We start from the raw sequence: 18214 nt of genomic DNA, 5'->3' as shown, positions 1-18214 counted from the left end.
TGTGAAGGTGGCGCTGCTTGGCTGCGGGACCGTCGGCGCGGAAGTGGTCCGGCTGCTCCACGAGCACGAGCGGGACCTGACGGCCCGCATCGGCGCGCCGCTGGAGCTCGTCGGCGTCGCCGTGCGCCGCGCCGGACGCACCCGTGACCTGCCGATCGACCCGGCGCTGTTCACCACCGACGCACTCGGCCTGGTCAAGCGCGACGACGTCGACGTGGTCGTGGAGGTCGTCGGCGGCATCGAGCCGGCCCGCACCTGGCTGCTGGAGGCGCTGCGCGGCGGCAAGAGCGTGGTGACCGCCAACAAGGCGCTGCTCGGCGAGGACGGCGCCACGCTGCACAAGGCGGCCGCCGAGGCCGGCGTCGACCTGTACTACGAGGCCTCCGTCGCCGGCGCGATCCCGCTGCTGCGCCCGCTGCGCGACTCGCTGCACGGCGACCGCATCACCCGCGTCACCGGCATCGTCAACGGCACCACCAACTTCATCCTGTCCTCCATGGACGCCACCGGCGCCGGCTTCGCCGAGGCCCTCGAGGAGGCCACCGCGCTCGGCTACGCCGAGGCCGACCCGACCGCCGACGTCGAGGGCTTCGACGCCGCCGCCAAGGCCGCGATCCTGGCGTCCATGGCGTTCCACACCCGGGTCACCGCCGCCGACGTGCACCGCGAGGGCATCACCGAGGTCACCGCCGCCGACGTGGCCAGCGCCAAGGCGATGGGCTGCACGATCAAGCTGCTGTGCATCGCGACGAAGCTCGACGACGCGGTCTCCGTGCGCGTGCACCCGGCGATGATCCCTCGCACGCACCCGCTCGCGGGGGTCGGCGACGCGTTCAACGCCGTGTTCGTCGAGGCCGAGGCCGCCGGTCAGCTCATGTTCTACGGCCGTGGCGCGGGCGGCGCGCCCACCGCGAGCGCCGTGCTCGGCGATCTCGTCGCCGTGTCGCGCAACCGGCTCGCCGGTACACACGCCGCGTCGGAATCCGCGTATGCCGACCTGCCGGTCCGCCCGATCGGCGACGCGCTGACCCGCTACCACATCTCGCTGGACGTCGCGGACAAGGCCGGCGTGCTCGCCGCCGTCGCGGGCGTCTTCGCCAAGCACGGGGTCAGCATCGCGACCGTGAACCAGTCGGGCCGCGGCAACCAGGCCGTGCTGGTCATCGTCACGCACGCCGCGGCGGACCGGGCCCTCGCGGCCACCGTCGCCGAGCTGCGGGCCCTGGACATCGTTCGCGCCGTGGCGAGCGTCCTGCGTGTCGAAGGGGAGTAGCGCCATGTGGCGTGGATTGATCGAAGAGTTCCGGGACCGCTTACCGGTCGGGCCGCAGACCCCGGTGGTGACCCTGCACGAGGGCAACACCCCGCTGCTGCCGGCGCCGGAGCTGTCCGCGCGCACCGGCTGCGACGTGTACCTCAAGGTCGAGGGCGCGAACCCGACGGGCTCGTTCAAGGACCGCGGCATGACCGTCGCGGTCTCCAAGGCCGTCGAGGAGGGCGCGAAGGCGATCATCTGCGCGTCCACCGGCAACACGTCGGCCTCCGCCGCCGCGTACGCCGCCCGCGCCGGCATCACCTGCGCCGTCCTCGTCCCCACCGGCAAGATCGCCCTCGGCAAGCTCGCCCAGGCCCTCGTGCACGGCGCCCGCCTGCTGCAGGTCTCCGGCAACTTCGACGACTGCCTGGCGCTCGCTTCGAAGCTCTCCCTCGACTTCCCGGTCTCCCTGGTCAACTCGGTCAACCCCGACCGCCTCGAGGGTCAGAAGACCGCCGCCTTCGAGATCGTCGCCGGCCTCGGCGACGCCCCGCACATCCACTGCCTGCCGGTCGGCAACGCCGGCAACATCAGCGCCTACTGGATGGGCTACCAGGAGGACTTCGCGCGCGGGCTCGCCACCCGCCGCCCGCGCATGTTCGGCTTCCAGGCCTCCGGCGCCGCCCCGATCGTCAACGGCGCCGTCGTGCGCGAGCCCTCGACGATCGCCACCGCGATCCGCATCGGCAACCCGGCCAGCTGGACCAAGGCCGTCGACGCCCGCGACGAGTCCGACGGCGTCATCCAGGCGGTGACCGACCGCGACATCCTGCAGGCGTACCGGCTGCTCGCCCGCTCCGTCGGCGTCTTCGTCGAGCTGGGCAGCGCCGCCTCCGTCGCGGGCCTGCTGCAGGCGAGCGCCCAGGGCCTCGTCGAGCAGGGCCAGACGGTCGTCTGCACGGTCACCGGCCACGGCCTGAAGGACCCCGAGTGGGCCATCTCGACCGCGCCGGCCCCCACGACGATCCCGGCCGACGCCCTCGCCGCCGCGAAGGCCCTCGACCTGGCCTGACGCTCGTGACGGCTCGGGTCCGCGGTGGTCCGGGCCGTCGCTCCCGCCAGCCACCGGGCCGGGGCCCAGCTTCCGCTGGCCCTGGCCCTGCCAGGTCCGCCGATAGTTGCGTCCCCCGCGGCCGCGAACGGCCGCGACGCGACCTGGCGGTCGCGACCTGTACCTGTCGCAGGGCTGGACCACGCCCGCCGCACCAAGGGTGCTGCCCGCCATCGCCACAACCAACTGGTCCCGCCGCGCCTTCGGGAAGCAGGCCAACCGACCTCGTCTGGCAGCCGCCGACCGGTGCTGCCACGAGCACGCGACGTGGCCCGGTCTCGAACAGCGCCGCCCCCGGGCAACTTCTCCGAAGGATCGCGGGCCGAACAACCGGCGCGTGCCCGACGACAGGATCGGCCAGCGCGGACGGGCAAGCCGCCAACCTTCGACCGGGCGCCGCCGCGAGCACGTGGCGCCGGCTGAGCCGCCGTCTTTGCCGATGAGCAGGTGACCTTCCCAGTGCCCCGGCACCGCCCGGTCGGTGGCCTCGGCCGGACAAAGTGTCCAAGGTCAACCGCGATGGGGGGCAGTCCGGGTCGGCGGTGGTCCGGGCTGTTGCCCGCCGGGTGTCGGCTGGGGCTCCTGCTGGTCGCGGCTCTGTCGGGTCCGTTGATGGTGGCGCGAAGCGTGGACGGTCGGGGCGCGGCACGGAGGTACTGCGGACAGGGCCCGCGGGGTGAGCGCGCGTTGACCTTGGACACTTTGGCCGGTCGTAGGCGGGCGAAGTGTCCAAGGTCAAACACGTCCCCGGGTCAGTCCGAGGCGTCTGAGGCGTCCGGGTCGTCCGGGTCCGGGGTGGTAGAGGGGCGGGGGGTGCGGCCGGCCTGGCGGAGGGCCAGTCGCAGGGCGAACTCGATCTGCGCGTTGACGCTGCGCAGGTCGTCGGCGGCCCAGCGGGCGACCGCGTCGTAGACCTGCGGGTCCAGGCGCAGGAGCAGCTTCTTGCGTTCGGCCACGAGGGGGATCCTCAGCTGTACAGCGAACCGGTGTTGACGACCGGCTGGACGTTGCGGTCGCCGCAGAGCACGACGAGCAGGTTGGCCACCATCTGGGCCTTGCGCTCCTCGTCCAGCTCGACGACCTCCAGCTCGCGCAGGCGGTCCAGGGCGCTCTGCACCATGCCGACGGCGCCCTCGACGATTTTGAAGCGGGCCCCGACGATGGCGCTGGCCTGCTGGCGGGCGAGCATGGCCTGGGCGATCTCCGGGGCGTACGCGAGGTGGGTGATCCGCGACTCGAGCACCTCGACGCCGGCGAGGGCGGCGCGCTCGGACAGCTCGGTGGTGAGCTCCTCGCTGACCGCGGTGCCCTCGCGGAGGCTGGTGCGGCCGTCGTCGTGCGCCTCGTAGGGGTAGCTCGTGGCCAGGTGCCGCACGGCGGCCTCGGCCTGGACGGCGACGTAGGAGATGTGGTCGTCGACGCCGAAGGAGGCCTTGAACGTGTCGACGACGCGCCAGACGACGACGGCCGCGATCTCGACCGGGTTGCCGTCGGCGTCGGAAACTTTCAAGCGGGCCGTCTCGAAGTTCCGCACCCGCAGCGACACCCGGCGCTTCGAGCTCAACGGCACGGTCCAGTGGAAGCCGGCGGTCTGGATGGTGCCGACGTACCGCCCGAAGAACTGCACCACCCGCGACTCGTTCGGGTTGACGACGGTGAAGCCGGTCATGAGCAGCACGGCGACGGTGACCGCGACGGCGACCAGGCCGCCGGCGGTGTCCTCGGGCTGCCCGGCGACGACGGCGATGACCCCGCCGACCAGCGCCAGCAGCACGAGCAGGACCAGGAACCCGGGCAGGCGGAACGCGGAACGCTCCATGACATCCTCCAGCTATCGAAGTGATATCACTACGATACCGCACGCCGCAGCCGCCGGGTGACCGCCGCCCAGCCGGCCGCGTAGACGAGCGTCACACCGCCGCACACCGCGGTCAGCAGCCGCGGGTCGACGCGGTCGACGAAGCCGCCGACGATCAGCTGCGACACCCCGACCGACAGCAGCGCGAGCATGACGTCGGTGGCGAAGACCCGGCCGCGCAGCGCGTCGGGCACCTCCGTCTGCAGCGCGAAGTTCGACATCATCCAGTTGCCGCCGGCGGCCAGGTGCGCCACGACGACGCCGACGAGCAGCAGCGGGAACCACGGGGCGGCGCTGGCGGCGAGGTAGGTCAGGCCGTACACCGACATCGACACCGCCAGGCCCGGCAGCAGCCACGACGGGTGGGTCAGCACGCGCCGCAGCACGAACGGGCCGATGAGCGCGCCCAGCCCGCGGGCCGCGAAGAGCAGGCCCACGCCGAGGGGGCCCACCCCGTACACCGCGGCCAGCAACGGGAACGTGGTCAGCACGCCGTTGCCCAGGCCGACCGCCGCCTTGACCGTGACCAGCGAGGCGACCCGGGGGTGGCGGCGGATGTAGCGCACCGCCTCGCCGATCTGCGGCTTCACCGCCGCGATCGTGGCCTGCAGCGGGCGGTGGACCCGGGCCACCTGGACCGCGGACAGGAAGCACAACGCGCTGGAGAAGGCGAAGCACCAGTACGGCCCGACCACCGCCGACGAGATCCCGCCCAGCGACGCGCCGACGACCAGCATCGTGCCCCACGCCGAGCCCGACAGCGCGTTGGCCGCCGGCAGGTCCTCGGCGTCGACCACGTTGGGCAGGGCGGCGGAGGCGGCCGGCACGAAGAACGCCTTCGCCACCGCGATCACCCCGATCGCGGCCACCGCGGCCCAGGCCGCCTCGCCGGTGCGCACCAGCAGCAGCGCGAGGGTCGCCACGGCCATCGCCAGCTCGGCGGTGATCAGGATCCGGCGGCGGTCGAACCGGTCGGCGATCACCCCGGCGTACGGCTGCAGCAGCGCGATCACGCCGACGTCGGCGGCCAGGACCAGCGCGCCCCAGACCCCGGACCCGGTCAGCTGCAGCAGCAATGACAGCAGCGGGATCTGCACGAACCAGTCGGCGCCGAGCCCGATCAGATCGGCGGAGAACAAGCGGCGGAAGTCGCGGTTGCGGACCAGAATTTGCAGTGTGGGCGGCACCGGCCCACCTTAGGCGGCGCATCGGGGAGCGTGATCTCATGAACGGCATGGCTCTGCAGTTCACTCCGGTGACCGTCCGGGTACCCGCGACGAGCGCGAACCTCGGACCCGGCTTCGACGCGCTCGGACTGGCGCTGTCGCTGCACGACGAGGTCGAGGCCCGCGTCACCGGCGGCGGGGTGAGCGTCGAGGTGAGCGGCGAGGGCGCCGGTGACCTGCCCACCGACGGCAGCCACCTGGTCGTCCGGGCGATGGCCCGGGTCTTCGACGAGCTGGGGGAGCACCCGGCCGGCCTCGCGCTGCGCTGCCGCAACCACATCCCGCAGGCGCGCGGCATGGGCTCCTCGTCGGCCGCGATCGTCGCCGGGGTGACCCTGGCCCGGGCCCTCGTGACCGGCGGCGCCGAGCGGCTCGACGACGCCGGGCTGCTGCGCATCGCCGCCGAGCTCGAAGGGCACCCCGACAACGTGGCACCGTGCCTGCTGGGCGGCATGACCATCGCCTGGACCGAGGCGTCGGGCGCCGCCGCGGTGCGGCTGGAGCCCGCCGAGCGGATCCGCCCGTTCGTCTTCGTACCGCAGGAGCGCGGCCTGACGGAGGTGGCCAGGGCCGCGCTGCCGGCGACCGTGCCGCACGCGGACGCCGCGCTCAACGCCGGCCGGGCCGCGCTGCTCGTCCATGCGATCACCGTCGATCCGGCGCACCTGTTCGCCGCGACCGAGGACCGGCTGCACCAGGCGTATCGGGCGCCGTCCATGCCCGGCAGCGCGGAGCTCGTCGCGGCGCTGCGGGCCGAGGGCGTCGCGGCCGTCGTCTCCGGCGCCGGACCGAGCGTCCTGGCCCTGACCAGCGGCGACTGGGCGCCGTCGCCGGTGCCCGGCTGGCGGGTGCTGCCGCTCGATGTCGATCTGGTGGGTGCGCTCGTCGGGGCTGACCTGGAGTGGGGTACGCTGGAACACGCCGATCGGGACCCTGTTGCCGCTGGCTAGGCGAGTTGTTTACTCTCTAGTCCTACAGCAGCCGCTCCGTGCGGCGATCTCATGCGGGGCGGCGTGCTCCGATTTCCGTGGCACCCCTTGCGCACGCCCGGCCGCCAACCCGCGTCTCCAGTGATCGCGCGCGCACGGCTGGGCCAGGCCGCAGATGGTGGCGCCCGGCTCACCGCACAGCGCTGCAACACCTCCCGCTCCGCTGACGCAGCGAGGCAGGAGCCCCCGGGCCGCCCGGCCACCGTGTCTCGTCTCCGGGCATCCCGGCCTAACGAGGGAAGGAATCCATTGAGCGACACCACCGACGTCACGTCGGATGTCTCGAGCGACCGCGCCGCGGTCGAGGCCGACGGCGCCGAGGCCGGGGCGACGCGTCGGCGCCGCTCGGGCACCGGGTTGTCCGGCATGCTGCTGCCCGAGCTGCAGAGCCTGGCCGCCTCGTTGGGCATCTCCGGCACCGCGCGGATGCGCAAGGGCGAGCTCGTGACGGCGATCCAGGAGCGTCAGTCCGGCGAGTCGCGCCCGGCCGCCGCGGCGGCGCCGGCGCGGACCACCGCCCGGGCCGAGGCGCGCACCGAGGCGCCGGAGCAGGAGTGGCCGTCCGCCACCCAGGGCGCCGCCGAGGCGCCGGTCGCCCGTTCCCCTCGCCGGGCCACCCGGGCCGCCGGGCCGCCGGAGCCGCGCGCCGCCGCGGCCGCCCCGGCCGCCGAGGCGCACGCCGCTGAGCAGGCACCCGCCGCGGTCGAGAAGTCCGCCACGGTGGAGAAGGCCGCCGAGCCGGCGGCCGAGAAGACCGAGCGTCCGACCCGGGCCAGCCGTGCCGAGCGGGCCGCGGCCACCGCCGACCGGGCGGAGCGGACCGAGCGCGCCGAGCGCCCGGAGCGGGCCGAGCGCACCGAGCGGGTCGAGCGCACCGACCGGGCGGAGCGCGCCGAGCGCACCGCCGAGCGCGGCGAGCGCACCGAGCGGGCCGACCGCACCGAGCGGGCCGACCGCGCGGAGCGGACCGACCGGGCCGAGCGGGGCGAGCGCAACGACCGCGGTGAGCGGGGTGGCGAGCGCGCCGACCGCAACAGCGGCGACCGGGGCGAGCGCGCCGGCGGCGACCGCAACCAGCGCGGCAGCTTCAACCAGGCCGAGGACGACGGCGACGACGACGGCACCGGCCGGCGCGGGCGCCGCAGCCGGTTCCGGGACCGCCGCCGCGGCCGTGACCGCGACGGCGACCAGCTGCAGCCCACGGGTGCGGCCGGCGCGCGGGGCGGCAATGAGCCGCAGGTCAGCGAGGACGACGTCCTGGTGCCGGTCGCCGGCATCCTCGACGTGCTCGACAACTACGCGTTCGTGCGGACCACCGGCTACCTGTCCGGCTCCAACGACGTGTATGTCGCCATGTCGCAGGTCAAGCGGTATGGGCTGCGCCGCGGCGACGCGGTCACCGGTGCCGTGCGGCAGCCGCGCGACGGCGAGCAGCGGCGCGACAAGTACAACCCGCTGGTGCGCCTCGACACGGTCAACGGCATGGATCCGGAGGAGGCCAAGCGCCGCCCCGAGTTCTACAAGCTGACCCCGCTCTACCCGCAGGACCGCCTGCGGCTGGAGACCGAGCCGCACATCCTGACCACCCGCGTCATCGACCTCGTCATGCCGATCGGCAAGGGGCAGCGGGCGCTCATCGTGTCGCCGCCGAAGGCCGGCAAGACGATGGTGCTGCAGTCGATCGCCAACGCGATCACCCGCAACAACCCCGAGTGCCACCTGATGGTCGTGCTGGTCGACGAGCGGCCCGAAGAGGTCACCGACATGCAGCGGTCGGTCAAGGGCGAGGTCATCGCCTCGACGTTCGACCGCCCGCCGACGGACCACGCCACGGTCGCGGAGCTGTCGATCGAGCGGGCCAAGCGGCTCGTCGAGCTGGGCCACGACGTGGTCGTGCTGCTCGACTCGATCACCCGGCTCGGCCGCGCGTACAACAACGCGTCGCCGGCCTCGGGCCGCATCCTGTCCGGTGGTATCGACTCGACGGCGCTGTACCCGCCGAAGCGGTTCCTCGGCGCGGCCCGCAACATCGAGAACGGCGGCTCGCTGACGATCATCGCCACGGCGCTCGTCGAGACCGGCTCGACCGGTGACACGGTCATCTTCGAGGAGTTCAAGGGCACCGGCAACGCCGAGCTCAAGCTCGACCGGAAGATCGCCGACCGGCGCATCTTCCCGGCGATCGACATCGACCCGTCCGGCACCCGCAAGGAAGAGATCCTGCTGGCGCCCGACGAGCTCGCGATCGTCATCAAGCTGCGCAAGGTGCTGCACGCCCTCGACTCGCAGGAGGCGCTCAACCTGCTGCTGGACCGGCTGAAGAAGACCCGGACCAACGTCGAGTTCCTCATGCAGATCGCCCAGACCACGCCGGGCGAGTAAGGCAGCCGCGAAAGCCCCCGCAGGACGTGTCCCGCGGGGGCTTTCGGGTACCCAGAGCCATATGAGACGTGGAGACAAGGTGCGCTGGCGGTCCCACGGCAAGACCGTCAACGGCACCGTCGTACGGAAGATCACCAGCCGGACGCGGGCCGCGGGCCGGACCGTCGCCGCGAGCGAGGACGAGCCGCAGTTCGTCGTGAAGAGCGACAAGACCGGCCGGGAGGCCGTGCACAAGCCGGAGTCACTGCACTAGAAGTTGCCCTCCGCGACCTGGAAGACGGTCAGGCCCAGGGCCCGCCACATCCGCACCACCTGCTGGCGGTCGTCGAAGACACCGACCACGTGGTAGCGGCTGCGGATCTCCTTGTCGAAGATCTCCTGCTTCACGATGCTGTCGCGGCGCTGGTCGCCGGTCGCGCGCATGAACAGGCCCGCGTAGGGCACGCTTACGTGCTCGTCCAGCCAGGCCGCCGTGTCGTCGCGGCAGTCGTCGGTACGACCGGAGCAGAACACGATCTCGTGCCCGGCCGCGTGCATCGCCCGGACGGCCGCGATGACCGGCACGTTCGGCAGGTCGAACCGGACCCGGCTGACGTCGTACGGGCTGCGGTCGTCGATCAGCGCGACCGTGCCGTCGATGTCGACGAGCACGACCCGCGGCGCGTCCGGCGGCGGCTCGTACGTGACACCCGCCGTGTCCAGCACCGGCAGCGGCAGCGGCAGGGCGCGCCCGGCCAGGTACCGCTGGTGCATCGACCGGATCGCCTCCTCCCCGACGTGGCTGTCGCCCTCGCGCAGCGCGTCGCGACGCACGCACTCGTCGACCGGCACGTCGGTGAAGTCGCGCACCACGAACGACGCGCCGTGCTTCGCGGCCAGCTCGGCGAGCTCCCGCACCACCCGGCCGCGCAGGTTCGTGTCGTCGCAGACCACGTCGGCGCCGCCGAGCAGCAGCGCGTCGATCGCCGCGTGGTGCGCCTGGGTGACCTCCTTCTCCGCCCGGCCGCGCAGCGCGTCGTCGGCGACCCGGCCGCCGTGCATCATGCGGCGCAGGTCGTCGCGGTTGACGCGGACCAGCCCCTGCTCCTTGGCCCAGGTGGTCTTGCCCGACGCCGGCAGACCCCGGGTGACGGTCAGCGACGCCATCAGTGCTCCTCCTCCGAAACCTTGGGCCGGACCCGCTGCCACAGCAGGCCCCGGTAGTCCCGGTTGTCCAGCCGCAGGAACAGGAAGCTGCGCGCCGGGTGCTTCGCGACCGCCATCGCGAACTCCTTGCGGCCCCAGCCGTCCCGCAGCGACGCGACCGTCGTGTCGTACGCGGCCTCGACCTCCGCGGCGAGCGCCGCCGCCTCCTCGCGCAGCCCGTCGGCGATCTTCGTGGCCCACGCGTGGAACTCGTCGGGCAGCGGCTCCAGCAGCGTGTCGAGGGTGCCGTCGCCGACCGCCTCCCACACCACCCGGGCGTTGAGGCCGGTGACGATCCGGTGCAGCCGCACGTACTCCGAATACTTGATCTTCAGCCGGGTGTCGGGGACGGTGAAGTGCACGACGAGCCCCTCACGGTTGTCCCGCGGCGGCGCGGCGAGCGCCTCGGCGAGCGTCGCGTGCTCGAACGTGTCGACGACCGGGCCGGGCCAGCCGGGCACGGCCTCCGGGCCGTGGCTGCGCCCCGTGGCGATGTCGACCGCGCCGAGCAGCACGAGGTCGTCGAGGCCGCCGTAGTCCAGCACGATCCGGTTCGCCGGATAGATGATCTCCACGAGCACCGTGAGGCCGGCGGGCGGCGTGAACCGCGCCGCGTACCGGTCGCGGAACACCGCCGTCGCGTGCCGCGCCTGCTCCGAGTCGAACGAGCCGCGGGTCGCGAACGCCCAACCGTCCGGCGTCGGGTACATGATGCCCAGCGAGCCGTCGGCCTTGTCGGTGACGCGCACCGGCCCGTCGAAGTCCATCTCGGGCACGCCCGGCTGGCCGTGGTTGAAGAACTTCGTGAACGGCCGCGCCAGCACCTCGCCCGTCTCGGCGTGCACGACGAGGCCCCGGCACGCGAGCGTCGCCGCGTTCCAGACGTTCTCGTACTGCGCCTTCTCGGTGTAGTTGTGGATCAGCAGGGGCAGCGACGGGTGGCGCTGGGTGCGCAGGTATCCACCGCGGGCCATCTCGGCCAGCAGTGCCGGGTCACACAGTGCGTCGATGTGCAGGCTCATAGCACGGGCCAGCGTAGGTGAGCCGCGCTCGCGACCGCGACGCTAATACGGGAGCAGGGCGGTCACCGTCGTGCCGCGCGGTGTCGAGTCGACGGCGAACGCGCCGCCGGCCGCGCCGATCCGGTCGGCCATCCCCAGCAGCCCCGTCCCGCCGCCCGCGGGCGCGGTGAAGCCCGGCCCGTCGTCGGCGACGCACAGCGCCAGCCGGCCGTCCCGCTCGTCCAGCGACACGGTGACGGTCGAGCCCGGCGCGTGCTTCGCCGCGTTCTGCAACGCCTCCAGCGCCGTGAAGTACGCGGCCAGCTCGACCGCGGGGCTGAAACGCCGCCCGTCCACCGTCGAGCGCACCGCGACCCGCAGGTTGCCCGCGCCGGAGCGGGCCCGGCCCCGCAGCGCCGCGGTCAACCCCCGGGCCGCGAGCACCGGCGGGTAGATGCCGCGGGCCAGCTCACGCAGCTCGTCGATGCACCGGCCGAGCTCCTCCCGGCAGGCGGCGACGGCCGCCCGGGCCGCTTCGGTGCCCGCCAGCTCCTCCGCCTGCTGCAGGTGTACGGCCAGCGCCACGAGCTGCTGCTGCGCGCCGTCGTGGATGTCGCGTTCGAGCCGCCGCCGCTCCTCGACCTGGGCGGTGGCCAGGCGGGTGCGGCTCTCCGTCAGCTGCTCCAGCCGCGCCCGCAGCTCCGCGGCGAGGGCGACCCCGCGCAGCGCCGGCCCGGCCTGCGCGGCGAGGTCGGCGAGCAGCCGCCGGTCCGCGCCGCTGAGCGACCGGTCCACCGGCGGGCGCACCGCGACGTCGCCGACCTCCTCGCCGAGGTGCCGGACCGCGACGACGAGCAGCCCGTCCTCGTCGCCCGGGCCGGCGGGCGGCGACGACCACGACACCAGCGGCGCGGCGCCCGGCACGAACGCCCGGACCCGGGCCGCCGTCACGCCGAGCCCGTCGGCGAGGGCCCGCGCCGTGCGGGGCAGCACCTCGTCGACGACCGGCGCCTCCGCCAGCTGCCGCGGCAACGCGGCGAGCGCCTGGTACGGGGTGGCGCGCACCCCGTACACCAGCCGGCGCGCGGCGCGTTCCAGCGCCGACTTCACCGGCGACACGCCGACCGCCACCAGCGCCGTGGCGAGCACCGACGGCAGCAGCGCCGGCCGGTCACCGCCCCGCCCGGCGAGGTGGCCCGCCGCGACGACGACGCCGACGTAGGTGGCGGTGATCAGGACGGTCAGCGCCGTGTAGACGAACGTGCCGACCAGCACCCGGTCGAACTCCCACACCCGGTGCCGCAGCGCCCCCACCGCCAGCGCCGCCGGCAGTCCCGCGCAGACGACCGCGACCAGCAGCGCCCGGCCCGTCTGCGCGAGCGGCGGGGCGAACTGCAGCGCCAGCGACACCACCGCCGCGCTGCCGACCAGCGCGAGCGGCTTGACCGGCTGGCGGTCCTCGGCGCGCAGCGTGCGGTACCGCAGCAGCAACCGCACCACGCTCGCCAGCAGGATCAGCAGCCCGGCCTGCGTCAGCCGCTCCTGCGCGGCGGCGGACCAGCCGGCCCCGACCGGCCCGCGCCACGGGATGTCGTAGTGGTAGGTCTCGTCGCGCAGCGGCCCGTCCGCCACCGCGTGCAGCACCACCTGCGCCGCCGTCGCCAGCAGCCCGACCGCCACCACCGGCCGCCACCGGCGCGACGGCAGCCGCCCGTCGGGGAACAGCAGCAGCGTCAACGCGATCGTCAGCGGGAAGAACACCGGATCCAGCAGCAGCCCGCACCAGCCGGCCGCTGCCGCGCCCGGCAGCGAACCGGGGAACAGCACCAGGCCGCGGAAGGCGTACTCGCGCGCCGAGAACTCCAGCACCAGCGCCCCGCCCCCGGTCAGCAGGACCGGGCCGAGGAGGTTGCCGGGGCGCAGCGCGACGAGCAGCGCGCCGACGAACGCGAACGCCAGCCCGGCCAGCACCGACTGCAGCCAGAAACCGACCCCGACACCCCTGCCGGCCGCACCGTGGTCCAGCAGCGACACCACCGCCGTCAGCCCGACGAGGGCGAGCAGCGTGTACCCCGTGACGACCGCGCGGCGACGTGTCCTCATGACGGCATTCTGCGGTCGCCGGCGGCCGCGGACAGGGGTGCCAGCACCCCTCTGCGGGCCCGTGCCCGCATCTATCCTGCTTCGCATGACCGTCCGCGTCGTGCTCGCCGAGGACAACCTGCTCGCCCGCGAAGGGCTGCGCAGCATCCTGGACCGGGCGCCGCAGCTCACCGTCATCGCGGTCGTCGACGCCTACGACGACCTGCTCGCCGCCGTCGACGAGCACCGCCCCGACGTCGTGCTCACCGACATCCGGATGCCACCGACCAGCACCGACGAGGGCGTGCGCGCCGCGGCCCGCTTCCGCCGCACCCACCCGTCGATGGGGGTCGTGGTGATCAGCCAGTACGACGACCCCGAGTTCGCCCTGGCCCTGCTGGAGGACGGCTCCCGGGCCCGCGCCTACCTGCTGAAGGAACGCATGTCGGACCCGGCGCAGCTGGTCTCCGCCGTCGTCGAGGTCAGCCGCGGCGGCTCCGTCGTCGACCCGAAGGTCGTCGACGCCCTGGTCCGCGGCCGCGGCACCCGCTCGCCCCTGGCCCTGCTGACACCGCGGGAGCACGACGTCCTGGCGCAGATGGCGACCGGCAAGGACAACGCGGCGATCGCCGCCGCGCTCGTGCTCACCGTCCGCGCGGTCGAGAAGCACATCAACGGCATCTTCGCTAAGCTCGGCCTCGCCGAGGAGCGCGAGGTCCACAAGCGGGTCAAGGCCGTGCTGCTGCACCTCGCCGCCGGCTGAGGCCCGCCCGGGGTGGTGCTGGCATCACCCCGGACCGACCGGGCCGCATCCTGGGCCGGGCCGCCGCGATGGCCGACGCTCGATGGCGTGCTCGCCAAAATCTCCTCCGCCGGCGCCGCCGTGTTCGCGGCCGCCACCGTCATCGCCGGGGCGCTCTACCCCGGCTACAGCCACCAGCGGGAGGCGGTCAGCCAGCTCGCCGCCACCGGCTCGCCCGGCGCCCCCGTCATGATCGTCGGTTTCCTCGCCCTCGCCGCCGGCACCGTCGCCGCCGGGCTCGCGCTGCGGCGGCTCCTGCCGGCCGGTGCCGCCGGCCGGACCGCGGGCGCGCTCATGGTCGTCGCCGGCGCGCTGCTGGTCGTCGCCGGGCTGGCCCGCCCGGCCTGCTCCGACTGGATCGGCGCGTGCACCGCGGCCGAGCGGGCCGGCACCCTGCCACTGCGCCACGTCGTGCACAACCTGGTGTCGCCGCTGGTGTTCGTGCTGCTCATCGCCGCGGTGCTCACCCTGGCCCGCGGCCTGGCCCGCAACGGCGCCCGCCGGCTCGCGTGGCCGTCGCTGGCCGTCGGCCTGGTGTCGTGCGTCACCCTCGCCGCGCTGGTCACCGGCGCCGTACCGGCGGCACCCGGGCTGCTGCAGCGGCTGTTCCTGCTGGTGCTGTTCGGCTGGATCGTCGCCGTGGCGCCGCTCGCGGCCCGGGCCCGGGCGGCGGGAATGCCGGACCCCGGCGCGGCGTTGCAGACACCGGTTGAGGTGCCGTGACCCGCTCATGGCAGACTTGACCGACGGCCATCCCGGTTCCGGTTCACGCCACACGGCGACCCGGCGACCACTGACGAAAGGACCGCGGCCATGAAGCCGGACATCCACCCGCAGTACGTGACGACCGAGGTCACCTGTTCCTGCGGCAACGCGTTCACCACCCGCAGCACCGCCAAGGGCGGCACGATCCACGTGGAGACGTGCTCCGTCTGCCACCCGTTCTACACGGGCAAGCAGCGCGTCCTCGACACCGCCGGCCGGGTCGCGAAGTTCCAGCAGAAGTACGCGAAGGCTGCGGCCAAGAAGGCCGAAACCGCCAAGTAGCCGCACTTCCGGCGCCCGCACCACCCCACTCGACGGGGTTCGGTGCGGGCGCCGACTTCGTCCTCGGCCGTTGTTTCTTCCTTGTTTGGGGCGCGCGAGACATGAGCACCGACACCTCCTCCGGGCAGCGCCTGCAGAGCCTGCTCGCCGAATACCAGGAGCTCGAGCAGAAGCTCGCCGACCCGGGCATCCACGCCGACCAGGCCCTGGCCCGCAAGACCGGCCGGCGCTTCGCCGAGCTGTCGCCGATCGCGAAGACGGCCGGCGAGCTCGACGCCGCGCGCGACGACCTCGCGGCCGCCCGCGAGCTGGCCGCCGAGGACCCGGCGTTCGCCGGGGAAGCCGACGAGCTCGAGGCGCGGATCCCGCACCTGGAGGAGCGCCTCGCCGAGCTGCTCGCCCCCCGCGACCCCAACGACGCCAAGGACATCATCCTGGAGGTCAAGGCCGGCGAGGGCGGCGAGGAGTCCGCGCTGTTCGCCGGCGACCTGCTGCGGATGTACATGCGGTACGCCGAACGTCACGGCTGGACGACCGAGGTGCTCGACTCGCAGGAGTCGGACCTCGGCGGCTTCAAGGACGTCGCCGTGTCGATCAAGACCCGAGGCATCCCCGAGGCCGGCAACGGCGTCTGGTCCCGGCTCAAGTGGGAGGGCGGCGTCCACCGCGTCCAGCGGGTGCCGGCCACCGAGTCCCAGGGCCGCATCCACACCAGCGCCGCCGGTGTCCTGGTCACCCCGGAGATCGAGGAGGCCGGCGAGATCGAGGTCGACGCCAACGACCTGCGGATCGACGTGTTCCGCTCCTCCGGCCCCGGCGGGCAGAGCGTCAACACCACCGACTCGGCGGTGCGCATCACCCACCTGCCGACCGGCATCGTCGTGTCCTGCCAGAACGAGCGCTCCCAGCTGCAGAACAAGGACCGCGCGATGCGGATGCTCAAGGTCAAGCTGGCCGCCCTCGCCGAGGAGCAGGCGGCCGCCGCGGCCGGCGACGCCCGCCGCTCGCAGGTGCGCACGGTCGACCGGTCCGAGCGCATCCGGACGTACAACTTCCCGCAGAATCGGATTTCCGACCATCGGATCGGTTACACGGCGTACAACCTGGACCTTGCCCTGGCCGGCGACCTCGACGGTGTCCTGGACGCCCTGGCAGACGCCGACCGCAAGGCCCGTCTCGCGGGTGAGGACCAGCTCAGCCGAGGGTGACGCGGGTCTAACGCAGACGTCACATAGCGGAAACGATGCACCGGCAAGCTGGATTCAGGTAGCGTTTCGACCCGAACGAGCTTACCGATCGTGATCACCGCTGCCGACCCGATCAACCGGAGGGACGCCATGCCATCGTCGCCCGTCGACCTGTCCGCAGCTCCTCGAGTCGTGGTCGGCACGGCCGCCGACCTGATCTACAAGGTCGGACTGTCGATGCTGGGCGCCGATCGCGTCCCCACCGCGAAGGCCAACGCGTGGGCGGCGGTCTGCGCCGACCAGGAGCGCGCCCGCATCCGCGAGGAGAACGCCCGCATCCTGCACTCCGTGCGCTGAACGTCCCTTTCCCCGCTCGAGGGTGAACGCGGTGGTCCCGACCACGTCGTTCACCCTTTTCGCTGCGCCACGGTCGGACAGCGGTCCGCCGCGCCGCGGCGTCGTGCGCCGTCAGGAGGCCGCGCGGGGCCTCGGGGTCTTCGCGCGCAGCATGGCGTGGTCGGCGGCCTCGAACGCCTCGGCGACCGTCTGGAAGTCCTCGCCCGACAGGCCGGCCCAGCCGATCGTGACGCCCACCGGCGTGCCCGGGACCAGGGCGTGCCAGTCCTCGGCGGCGACGGCGGCCACGATGCGGCGCTGGATCTCGCGGGCCTCGGCGGCCGACGTGGTGGGCAGGACGACGACGAACTCGTCGCCGCCGTAGCGGGCCACGAAGTCGCCCTTGCGCATGACACGGTTGAGCACGCCGGCGACGCGCTGCAGGACGAGGTCACCGGACAGGTGGCCGTGGCGGGTGTTGACCTGCTTGAAACCGTCCAGGTCGCAGACGCCGAGGACGGCGTGGCCACCGGCGGAGACGAGCTTGGTGACGTGCTCCTCCAGGTACCGGCGGTTGGGCAGGCCGGTGAGCGGGTCCGTCTGCGCCTCACCGCGGTGGAAGTCGACCCGCCGGACCAGGTCCTCGTGGTCCAGGAGCGCGGCGACCCCCTCGACGAACAGGTCACGCAGCCGGTCCGGCTGGTGGTTGGCGACCCGGAAGGCGTTGCGGTCGGCGTGATACGCGGACCGGTAGTCACCCGTGCCCAGGTGCGCGAGGGCGCGCAGGCGGTGCTGCTCGGCGGCGCCGAGGGAGTCGTCGCGGACGTGGGCGGTCTCCAGCCGGGCGACGGCCTCGATCGGGCGGCGCTCGGCGATCGCCTTGCACACCGCGCCGAGGGTCCGCAGGTCCTGGGCGCGGGTGGACATGCCGGCGGACTCCAGCAGCGGCCACGGGTCGACGTCGGTGACCAGCCCCTGGATGCCGAGGGTGCCCAGGCGCAGCACCGCATACCCGAGGGCGCCGCGGGCGATCGGGCGCAGCTTGTCGAGGTCGTTGTCCTTGTGCTTGCGCTCCAGGTCCATCACGACGTCGCGCAGGATGCGCTGGCAGCCCTCGCTGTCGCCGCGGTGGTCCAGCTCGACCGCGTGCAGCAGGCGGATCTGCGGGGTGGCGAAGTCGGTGTTGGCGGTCTCGACACCCACCTCGGCGGCGACCTCGCGGGCCTTCTCCATCGCCGCGTTCGCGTGCTCGTGGAAGCCCGTGTACGAATACGCCATCGCCAGGTTGTGCCAGCCCCACGCGGTGGTCTCGTCGGTCAGCTCCACGGCGCCGAGCGCCCGGGAGCCGTGCACCAGGGCACGCACGCAGCGGTCGAGGGAGCCGGCGCGCAGGGCGACGATCGCGGCGAGAGCCTGCAGCTCCCCGTACTGCGCGGGATCCTGCACCTGACGGGCGGCGGCCAGCGCCGTGTCGAGCGCGGCGGGGTAGTCGTCGGACCGGCCCAGGTTGATCAGCGCGATGAGCCGCAGCGTCAACGCCTCGACGCGGTCGTGCGGCGACTGGTCGCCCGCGAGGACACGGTCGATGACCGTCATCGCCTCACCGAGCTGGTCGTCGAAGATCAGCCGCCGGGCGCGGGTCAGCTCCGACGTGCGGTCTGCCACCGCCATCGGGCCCTCCTTTCGCGCGCCCCATGATTATGGGGTGCACAGCACCGAAGATGACATGCCCGGACCCCAGTTGCCCACGCTT

The 18214-nt window shown here is 73.6% G+C and carries 17 protein-coding genes and 1 pseudogene; 10 read left to right on the top strand and 8 right to left on the bottom strand.

Annotated elements, in window-relative coordinates; translation table 11 throughout:
* Nucleotide 1: 1 nt before the first annotated feature.
* Together OP18_RS29525 and thrC are read left to right on the top strand one after the other, a co-directional pair.
* A complete protein-coding gene (locus tag OP18_RS29525) occupies nt 2-1273 on the top strand; it encodes a homoserine dehydrogenase (RefSeq protein WP_211273717.1) in 1272 nt (423 codons plus the stop codon).
* Between the two features lie 4 nt (nt 1274-1277).
* Nucleotides 1278-2327 (top strand): threonine synthase, encoded by a 1050-nt coding sequence (thrC, locus tag OP18_RS29520; RefSeq protein WP_033362347.1) that lies wholly within the window; start codon nt 1278-1280, stop codon nt 2325-2327.
* Between the two features lie 435 nt (nt 2328-2762).
* Here thrC and OP18_RS62640 read toward each other — a convergent pair.
* From OP18_RS62640 to OP18_RS29505, 4 genes and pseudogenes are all read right to left on the bottom strand, one after another.
* A pseudogene (locus tag OP18_RS62640) lies at nt 2763-2861 on the bottom strand (IS30 family transposase); the annotation flags it as partial.
* Between the two features lie 257 nt (nt 2862-3118).
* A complete protein-coding gene (locus OP18_RS29515) occupies nt 3119-3322 on the bottom strand; it encodes a type II toxin-antitoxin system antitoxin (protein WP_033362346.1) in 204 nt (67 codons plus the stop codon).
* A gap of 11 nt (nt 3323-3333) precedes the next feature.
* Complete coding sequence (locus OP18_RS29510; RefSeq protein WP_033362345.1) at nt 3334-4185, bottom strand: SPFH domain-containing protein; 852 nt, start codon at nt 4183-4185, stop codon at nt 3334-3336.
* A gap of 29 nt (nt 4186-4214) precedes the next feature.
* Entirely contained in the window at nt 4215-5411 is a 1197-nt protein-coding gene (locus OP18_RS29505; protein ID WP_033362344.1) for an MFS transporter, read from the bottom strand.
* Between the two features lie 47 nt (nt 5412-5458).
* Here OP18_RS29505 and thrB point away from each other — a divergent pair, with 47 nt between their 5' ends.
* The 3 genes from thrB (at nt 5459) to OP18_RS29490 (ending at nt 9074) form a co-directional block, all read left to right on the top strand.
* Entirely contained in the window at nt 5459-6400 is a 942-nt protein-coding gene (gene thrB / locus OP18_RS29500) for a homoserine kinase (RefSeq protein WP_033362343.1), read from the top strand.
* A 288-nt stretch (nt 6401-6688) separates the two neighbouring features.
* Complete coding sequence (gene rho, locus OP18_RS29495) at nt 6689-8821, top strand: transcription termination factor Rho (protein WP_033362342.1); 2133 nt, start codon at nt 6689-6691, stop codon at nt 8819-8821.
* Nucleotides 8822-8882: 61 nt separating this feature from the next.
* Nucleotides 8883-9074, top strand: a complete 192-nt coding sequence (locus OP18_RS29490) for a hypervirulence associated TUDOR domain-containing protein (RefSeq protein WP_033362341.1) — start codon at nt 8883-8885, stop codon at nt 9072-9074.
* On the opposite strand, the gene OP18_RS29485 is transcribed toward OP18_RS29490, so the two are convergent.
* The 3 genes from OP18_RS29485 to OP18_RS29475 are packed head-to-tail and all read right to left on the bottom strand — an operon-like array spanning nt 9071 to nt 13110.
* The gene (locus OP18_RS29485; protein WP_033362340.1) at nt 9071-9967 is read right to left on the bottom strand and encodes a phosphatase domain-containing protein; all 897 of its coding nucleotides are present in this window, start codon (nt 9965-9967) and stop codon (nt 9071-9073) included. The genes OP18_RS29490 and OP18_RS29485 overlap by 4 nt on opposite strands.
* Entirely contained in the window at nt 9967-11028 is a 1062-nt protein-coding gene (locus OP18_RS29480) for an RNA ligase (RefSeq protein ID WP_033362339.1), read from the bottom strand. The genes OP18_RS29485 and OP18_RS29480 overlap by 1 nt, the downstream gene beginning before the upstream one ends.
* A gap of 42 nt (nt 11029-11070) precedes the next feature.
* Nucleotides 11071-13110, bottom strand: a complete 2040-nt coding sequence (locus OP18_RS29475) for a sensor histidine kinase (protein WP_033362338.1) — start codon at nt 13108-13110, stop codon at nt 11071-11073.
* A gap of 85 nt (nt 13111-13195) precedes the next feature.
* On the opposite strand from OP18_RS29475, the gene OP18_RS29470 reads away from it, so the two are divergent.
* From OP18_RS29470 to OP18_RS57710, 5 genes are all read left to right on the top strand, one after another.
* Nucleotides 13196-13852, top strand: a complete 657-nt coding sequence (locus OP18_RS29470; RefSeq protein ID WP_033362337.1) for a response regulator transcription factor — start codon at nt 13196-13198, stop codon at nt 13850-13852.
* A gap of 87 nt (nt 13853-13939) precedes the next feature.
* Nucleotides 13940-14614 (top strand): DUF998 domain-containing protein, encoded by a 675-nt coding sequence (locus OP18_RS29465; RefSeq protein WP_033362336.1) that lies wholly within the window; start codon nt 13940-13942, stop codon nt 14612-14614.
* Nucleotides 14615-14704: 90 nt separating this feature from the next.
* Nucleotides 14705-14938 carry a 50S ribosomal protein L31 gene (rpmE, locus tag OP18_RS29460; RefSeq protein WP_033362335.1) on the top strand — a complete coding sequence of 78 codons (234 nt, stop codon included), beginning with the start codon at nt 14705-14707 and terminating at the stop codon, nt 14936-14938.
* A 101-nt stretch (nt 14939-15039) separates the two neighbouring features.
* Complete coding sequence (gene prfA, locus OP18_RS29455; protein ID WP_033362334.1) at nt 15040-16146, top strand: peptide chain release factor 1; 1107 nt, start codon at nt 15040-15042, stop codon at nt 16144-16146.
* 129 nt (nt 16147-16275) lie between these two features.
* Complete coding sequence (locus OP18_RS57710; protein ID WP_156089879.1) at nt 16276-16482, top strand: hypothetical protein; 207 nt, start codon at nt 16276-16278, stop codon at nt 16480-16482.
* 111 nt (nt 16483-16593) lie between these two features.
* Here the strand turns inward: OP18_RS57710 and OP18_RS29450 are convergent, their stop codons facing one another.
* Complete coding sequence (locus OP18_RS29450; protein WP_033362333.1) at nt 16594-18132, bottom strand: GGDEF domain-containing protein; 1539 nt, start codon at nt 18130-18132, stop codon at nt 16594-16596.
* Nucleotides 18133-18214: the final 82 nt, after the last annotated feature.

Source organism: Dactylosporangium aurantiacum (assembly GCF_000716715.1).
GTDB classification, from domain to species: Bacteria; Actinomycetota; Actinomycetes; order Mycobacteriales; family Micromonosporaceae; genus Dactylosporangium; species Dactylosporangium aurantiacum.
This window is presented reverse-complemented; position numbering and strand designations above follow the sequence as displayed.